This is a genomic window from Streptomyces sp. NPDC057638 (assembly GCF_042800315.1).
Taxonomy (GTDB): Bacteria; Actinomycetota; Actinomycetes; order Streptomycetales; family Streptomycetaceae; genus Streptomyces.
The window spans coordinates 1-6513 of the sequence record NZ_JBHVHF010000373.1 but is presented as its reverse complement, the minus strand read 5'-3'; the positions used below and the strand labels follow the sequence as shown (position 1 = coordinate 6513).

Annotated in this window: 10 protein-coding genes; 7 read left to right on the top strand and 3 right to left on the bottom strand. The window is 72.4% G+C overall.

Going from position 1 to position 6513, the window contains the following annotated elements; translation table 11 throughout:
- Positions 1-119: 119 nt before the first annotated feature.
- A complete protein-coding gene (locus tag ACFVIM_RS31165; RefSeq protein ID WP_384308498.1) occupies positions 120-851 on the bottom strand; it encodes an aminoacyl-tRNA hydrolase in 732 nt (243 codons plus the stop codon).
- Between the two features lie 73 nt (positions 852-924).
- Between ACFVIM_RS31165 and ACFVIM_RS31160 the strand changes: the two genes are divergently transcribed.
- Positions 925-1599, top strand: a complete 675-nt coding sequence (locus tag ACFVIM_RS31160) for an AIM24 family protein (RefSeq protein ID WP_384308495.1) — start codon at positions 925-927, stop codon at positions 1597-1599.
- Between the two features lie 105 nt (positions 1600-1704).
- A complete protein-coding gene (locus ACFVIM_RS31155) occupies positions 1705-1905 on the top strand; it encodes a hypothetical protein (protein ID WP_384308492.1) in 201 nt (66 codons plus the stop codon).
- 56 nt (positions 1906-1961) lie between these two features.
- Here ACFVIM_RS31155 and ACFVIM_RS31150 read toward each other — a convergent pair whose 3' ends face one another.
- Positions 1962-2807 carry a polysaccharide deacetylase family protein gene (locus ACFVIM_RS31150; protein ID WP_384308489.1) on the bottom strand — a complete coding sequence of 282 codons (846 nt, stop codon included), beginning with the start codon at positions 2805-2807 and terminating at the stop codon, positions 1962-1964.
- Between the two features lie 209 nt (positions 2808-3016).
- Here ACFVIM_RS31150 and ACFVIM_RS31145 point away from each other — a divergent pair, with 209 nt between their 5' ends.
- Entirely contained in the window at positions 3017-4141 is a 1125-nt protein-coding gene (locus ACFVIM_RS31145; protein ID WP_384308487.1) for a S1 family peptidase, read from the top strand.
- Positions 4142-4165: 24 nt separating this feature from the next.
- On the opposite strand, the gene ACFVIM_RS31140 is transcribed toward ACFVIM_RS31145, so the two are convergent.
- Positions 4166-5269, bottom strand: a complete 1104-nt coding sequence (locus tag ACFVIM_RS31140; protein WP_384308484.1) for a helix-turn-helix domain-containing protein — start codon at positions 5267-5269, stop codon at positions 4166-4168.
- Between the two features lie 156 nt (positions 5270-5425).
- Between ACFVIM_RS31140 and ACFVIM_RS31135 the strand changes: the two genes are divergently transcribed.
- From ACFVIM_RS31135 to ACFVIM_RS31120, 4 genes are read left to right on the top strand one after another with little or no spacing between them, the layout of a single operon-like run.
- Positions 5426-5857 carry a hypothetical protein gene (locus ACFVIM_RS31135; protein ID WP_384308481.1) on the top strand — a complete coding sequence of 144 codons (432 nt, stop codon included), beginning with the start codon at positions 5426-5428 and terminating at the stop codon, positions 5855-5857.
- Positions 5854-6069, top strand: coding sequence for a hypothetical protein (locus ACFVIM_RS31130; RefSeq protein ID WP_384308478.1), 216 nt, complete (start codon positions 5854-5856; stop codon positions 6067-6069). The genes ACFVIM_RS31135 and ACFVIM_RS31130 overlap by 4 nt, the downstream gene beginning before the upstream one ends.
- Complete coding sequence (locus ACFVIM_RS31125) at positions 6066-6275, top strand: hypothetical protein (RefSeq protein WP_384308475.1); 210 nt, start codon at positions 6066-6068, stop codon at positions 6273-6275. Before ACFVIM_RS31130 ends, ACFVIM_RS31125 begins: the two co-directional genes overlap by 4 nt.
- A 17-nt stretch (positions 6276-6292) precedes the next feature.
- Positions 6293-6454, top strand: coding sequence for a hypothetical protein (locus ACFVIM_RS31120; protein ID WP_384308472.1), 162 nt, complete (start codon positions 6293-6295; stop codon positions 6452-6454).
- The last annotated feature ends 59 nt before the right edge of the window (positions 6455-6513 follow it).

The following is a 6513-nucleotide window of genomic DNA, read 5'->3' as shown; positions in this document are numbered from 1 at the left end:
TCCCACCACCCTCATACGGAAGGTTCCCCTCCCGCGTTCATCCCGCCGCCGGGGACGGCGGCCTCGACGCGCCGCCCCCGGCTCCCGCCGCCGCCCACCGGGGGAGCCGGACCGACCCGTCAGCCGCGCAGGTCCGGGTGGTCGGCTACCACCGTGCTGCTGCCCGCCGCGATCTCGGTGAAGCCCGCGTCCCGTACCAGCGGCAGTCCCGACCGCGTCAGCCGCTCCCACTCGGCCGCCGACGGTGTCCGCACCGCCAGCGGGAACCCGGCCGCCGCCCACGCCTCCCGCTGCGGCGGCTTCAGTTCCCACCAGGCGAGCTGAGCGCCGTGCCCGGCCTGTGCCATCGCCTTCCCCGCCGACATCTCCAGCGCGGGTGACATCCACAGCACCGGTGTGTCCGCGCCGACCGGCGCGGGGGGCTCGGGCTGCTCCAGGTCGGTGCCGGACACCTGGAGCTTGACCAGCTCCTTGGGCCAGCCGTCCAGGGGCACCGGCGGGAAGACCCGTACCTCGGCCGTCTCGCCGCTCACGGTGACGCCCGGCAGCTCCGACGCCCGGCGCCACTCGGAGCCGCGCGCGCGGCGTACCACCTTGCGGATCCGGGCGTCCTGCCAGTCCCGGACGGCCTCGGCCCACTCGCCCTCCCCGGACGAGCGTTCGTCGGCGAGAAGGGTGAGGACCGCGCGCGCCGCTGTCTCCAGCGCGTCGGTACGGGTCGGGGGTTCGGCCACATGGGCTCGCTCCAGGCGGATCACCAACGGCAGGACGAACTGCGGTGCCTCGTCCCGCTCGACGCTCTCGAAGCGGAAGGGGCTGTCAGGGTTCACATGCTGGCTGCTGCTGCTCACATCGGAAAGTGTGCCAGCAGTGGGGGAGTGTCCTGGTTGTTCCGGAGCGGGGCCGCGGGTGAGGATGCACCGTATGAAAAGTGAACTCTTCGCCTCCGAAAACATGGCTCAGCCCGCTGTCGCTCCTGGAATGTCCCAGCAGAACGCGAAGGCGATCCGCTACGTCGTCAACGGTGAGATGCATGCCCGCCAGGGCTCGATGATCGCCTTCCGGGGAGATCTCCAGTTCGAGCGCAAGGGGCAGGGCATCGGCGGGATGCTCAAGCGGGCCGTGACGGGTGAGGGCCTGGCGCTGATGGCGGTGCGCGGTCAGGGTGAGGCGTGGTTCGCGCACGAGGCGGCGAACTGTTTCATCGTCGAGCTGGAGCACGGCGACGCGCTGACGATCAACGGCCGTAACGTGCTCTGTTTCGACCCGACCCTCTCGTACGAGATAAAGACGGTGAAGGGCGTCGGATCGGCCGGTGGCGGCCTGTTCAACAGCGTCTTCACCGGGACCGGCAAGCTCGCCGTCATCTGCGAGGGCACCCCGATCGTGATCCCGGTCACGGCGGGTCAGCCGGTCTGTGTGGACACGGACGCGGTCGTCGGCTGGAGCGCCCATCTGGAGACCTCGCTCAACCGCTCGCAGTCCTTCGGATCGATGGTGCGCGGCGGCTCGGGCGAGGCGGTTCAGCTGATGCTCAAGGGTGAGGGCTTTGTGATCGTGCGGCCCAGCGAGCTGGTCCCGGCGAAGGCGTCCGGCTGATCCCGGCGGGCGCGGTGGCCCCGGGCGTCCCCGGGTGCGACCGCGCCCGCCGTGCCTGAGGCCGTGCCCGAGGGTGTCGTGGCCCCGCCGCCGTAGGCTGGACCCATGGACGAGCCGTACTGCGAGACGAGCGAACCCACGCCGAGCGAACCCACGCCGGGGGAAGCGGAGAAGGCGTCGGGCCCTCCGTACGCCGAGTGCGTGCTGTGCCGGGAGCCGACCGAGTACCCCGACACGGTGAAGGGTGCCCCGCTCTGCCCGGTCTGTGCGTGGCAGGAAGCCCAGCGGACGGCCTGCTCGGGGTAAGGGCCTGTCTGATGGATCAGGCCGGAGCCCAGCAGGATCCATCAGACAGGCCCACGTCACGGCGAACCGACCGCCCCCTCGCGGGCCGATGCCCCCATCAGCTCGGACACCGTCACCATCCGATAGCCCCGGGCCCGCAGCTCCGGCACGATCCGCCGGATCGCCCGCTCGGTGACCGGCGCCGCGCTGCGGGTGCAGTGGAGCACCACCACCGAGCCCGGCCGCACTCCGGCCAGCACCTGTTCGGCGACGGCGTCCGCGTCCGTCGCGAAGGCGTCACCGCTGACCACGTCCCACTGCACCGCCGTGACCCGGGTGGGCGCGATGGCGCGCAGCGCGGCGGTGTCGTAGCAGCCGCCGGGGAAGCGGAAGTAGGGGACGATCCGGCGCGCGCCCGCCTGGCGGAAGGCGGTGAAGGCGCGCTCGACGTCGGTGCGCATCGCGTCGGCGGAGACCGTCGGCAGCTCGTAGCAGCGGGCGGTGAAGGCGTAGTGGCTGTAGGAGTGGTTGGCGATCTCGAAGAGGGGGTCGGTGCCGATCGCCCGCGCCTGGTCGGGGTACTCCTCGGCCCAGCGGCCCGTCATGAAGATCGTCGAGGGGACCTTCAGCGTCCGCAGGGCGTCGATGAGACCGGGGTTGTCGAACCGTTCCCCGCCCGCCGCGCGGGGCCCCTGGTCGGCGGTCATATCGGCGTCGAAGGTGAGGGCCACAGTCTTGGCGGCGGTCGCGGTGGTGGCGGCGCGCTGGAAGACGGGGGTCAGCCCTCCGGCGTGGGCGGCGGAGGGGGCCGGGGCGGGGGAGGCGCGGCGCGGCTGTGGCGCCTGGTCGCCGCCGCAGCCCGCGAGGAGGGCGGCCAGGGTCGCCGGGACGGCCAGCGGAGCCAGTCTGCGCAAGGTCATCATGGCCCGGAAAATATATGACTATCTCATAAAACAACGGACATATCGCCTCCGTGTCGTCGGCCGTGCCCCGCGCGCCCGGCTCCCCCGACGGAAACTCACCACACGCGTCCCCGCCCGCGTTGAGCACCCGGCCCCCCGCATCCGTACGAGAGGGCGCAACGCCCCCGTGCCCCTCGCGGCACGGCCGGTACCCGACAGGAGGCGGCACCGTGAGTCAGAGGCGGATACCCACCCGGAAGCTGGCCCTGGCGGGCGCCGGCGCCCTCGGCCTGGCCACCGCGGCCGTGCTGCTGCCCCAGGCGTACGGAGGGCAGGGCGGCCAGGAGGACCCGCCCGCCGCCCAGCCCAGGACCCTCACCCCGGCCGCCGCCGCGCGGCTGGCCAAGGAGATCGGACCCGGCCTCGGCGACGCCTACGGCGGGGCGTACTACGACGCCGAACGGCGGCGGCTCGTCGTCAACATCGCCGACGGCGACCGGTCGGCCTGGCGCCGGGTCGAACGAGCCGGGGCGGTCGGCCGCGAGGTCCGCCACAGCGCCAAGGCCCTGCTCGCGGCGCGGGGCTCGCTGGCCGGGCGCGCCACCGTGCCGGGCACCGCCTGGGCGCTCGACCCCCGCGACAACCAGGTGCTCGTCACCGCCGACCGCACCGTCACGGGGAAGCGCTGGGACCGGCTCGAAGCGGCCGTGGAGGCGCTCGGGTCCGGGATGGCGCGGATCGAGAAGTCATCCGGCCAGTTCAAGCCGTTCGCCCTCGAAGGCGGCGACGCCATCTTCAGCGGCACCGGGGGCGGGCGCTGCTCCCTCGGCTTCAACGTGACCACGGCGGAGGGCGCCCCCGGCTTCCTGACCGCCGGTCACTGCGCCACCTCGGGCGACCGCTTCTCCGGCCGCCCGGGCGAGACCCCCCTCGGCACCCTCCGCGCGGGCGTCTTCCCCGGCGACGGCGACTTCGCGCTCGTGACCTACGACGACCCCGCGACCCGGCCCCTGAGCGCCGTCGACCTCGGCGACGGCCAGGGGGTGCGGATCACCCAGGTCGCGGACGCGGCCGTGGGCCAGGAGGTCTTCCGGATGGGCAGCACCACCGGCCTCGACGGCGGCCGGGTCACCGGTCTGGACGCGACCGTGAACTACCCCGAGGGCTCGGTCAGCGGCCTGATCCAGACCGACGTCTGCGCCGAGCCGGGCGACAGCGGCGGGGCGATGTTCACCCGCGACGGCAGCGCGATCGGCCTGACCTCCGGCGGCAGCGGCGACTGCGCCTCGGGCGGCGAGACCTTCTTCCAGCCGGTGGCGACGGCCCTGGCGGCGGTCAACGCGCGCCTGGGCTGACCGAACGAGCCCGGCGGGCCCGGATCACCGCTCGACCTCGGCCAGCAGCAGCCTCAGCGTCAGGGAGTGCTTCTCCGGCGGCAGGGTCTCCAGGGCCGCGCGGGCGTGCTCCCTGCCGCCCTTCGTGTCACCCGCCTTGACCAGCATCAATCCGTGGTGCAGATCGAGGTGGGTGGCGAACCGGGGAAGCGCGGCGGGAAGCTCCCGCCGCGCGGCTTCCTGAGCCTCCAGGGCCGTCCGCTCCTCCCCCAGCCGGGCGGCCAGCAGGGAGACGAAGACATTCATCCGCCACCAGGGAACCGCGTAGTCGGATGTCTGCTCGTACGATCCGGCCCGGTCGAACACGCGACGGCCCTCGGCGAGCAGCCCGCGGGCCGTCTCCCGGTCTCCTCGCACGGCTGCCGCGTGGGCCTTTCCCATGAGGGCGTTCAGCAGGCCGAGGGAGGGCTTGCGGGAGATGGCCATCGCCTGGTCGGCGAACATGTCGGCGATCGTCAGCGACGCGCCCTCATATCCCAGCGCGATGGCCGCGCGGCCTCTGACCCACACCCGGGAGTGCTCGTCCCCCGACCGGTCGGCCGCTTCCGCCGCGAGCCGGTACCACCCCACAGCCCGGGACCCGTCGGACCCGGGGATGGTCTTCGCGTACAAGGTCATCAGCCGTGCCGCCACCGACCAGAGCCGTGGCTCCTCTAACTGCTGCTGTACGACGGCCAGCTCAGCCGATACCCGCCGCTGGATCTCCTCCGCGCCGCTGCTCATATACGCGACGCCGTAGTCAGCCAGCTTGCTCTCCCAGTCATCGACCCCGGGCCCGCCGCGTAGCCGTGCGGCAAATCCGGCGCTGAGGAGGTCGGAGGCCACGATGGGCGCTATGGCGGTGGCCGCCGTATCGGACAGGAAGGTACGCCGCTTCACTTCACCCTCAAGAACGAGTAGGGGTACGTCCAGGACAGCGGACAAGCACCGGAGGTAGAACGGCCCCGGCACCACCTTGCAACGCTCCCAGCGGCTGACGTACTCCCGGTCCAGCCCCGTTCCGAACGCCTTGTTCACCTCGTCCGCGAGTCGACCTTGGGACCATCCGCGCGCTGTGCGGAGGTCTTTGATCAGTGCTCCGATGGCCATGAAATCCATCATGCACCCGCCGCTGCCGTGAGCTTGGCACGCCTGGTCGCCGCTCCTTCCCGGCGCTGTGGGAATGCCCCTACGGATGCCCCTACGCGCACCGGTTCACGAGCGGGACGCTCATCCCCGTCACCCGGTCGGCGAAAGGGGTGCGGCATGGAAGGTGAGGGCGAGGAAGCGGCTGCCGTGCTGAACGTGCGCTCCACGCGTCTCTCGTATCTCTGTTACGTGATGGCCGAAGGCCCGGTCTATGGCTCGGGAATCGTTCTTCCGTTCGTTCTGTGCACGCTGCGGACCGAATGCCCGGAAACCGCGCTGCGGTGGCTGTGGAGCAGGACCCGGCAGGTCGCGGACCGGCTCGACCCGGATCCGGCGCGCTCGCCGTGGGTGACGTCCGCGATGCGTGCCGAGCCCGTTCCCGTACCCGACGCGCCCACCGAGATACGGGTGTTCTGCGCCGACCCCGGCGAATGGCGGGCGGCCTGGGAGCGGCTGGAGCGGGCCGAGCCGGTCTCCGTGGTCATCCCGGACGGCCCCGACCGCTACACGTTCACCATCGCCCCCCGCCCCTTGGGAGACCCCCCATGACCCCGCACCGCACCCACCGCCAACGGGCCCTCGCCGACCGCGAACGGCTCATCACCCGCTATCGCGACCACGGCGAGACCCTCAAGGCGCTGGCCGCCGAGTACCGCGTCTCCGACGCCTGGCTGAAGAAGCGCCTCACCGACTGGGGCGTGCCCGTACGCGGGGTCCGCGAGGCCCGGCTCCTCCACGTCCGCCAGCGGGCCGTGCGGTGATCCCGCTGATCCCCCTGATCCGGCGGGACGAGGTCACCGGCGCCATCTACGCCATGCCCTGCCCCGCCCCCTGGTGCCACCGCTACGTCAACGTCATCCGGGGACGCCGCATCCAGTTCCACCGCCGCCACGCCTCCACGGTGATCTGCGCCCTGTCCGGCGCCCCCGTGGACGACCGCGCCCGCACCCGGCTCACCCGGCGGTGACCACCGTGAGGAACCCCATGCCCGACTGCGTGATCTGCCAGCACCTGACCACCGCCGAGAAGGCCGCCGAACGCGTCCACGACCACTCCCGCGCCACCGACTACCGCGTCCTCCTCCACCGCCACCTCACCACCGACCACCCACCACAGGAGGGGGCATCCGCCACGGTGGTTACCTGACACGAACCGCGGCGGGGGTATCCGGGAAAGGAGAACGGCCGGGGCGCACACACATGTGT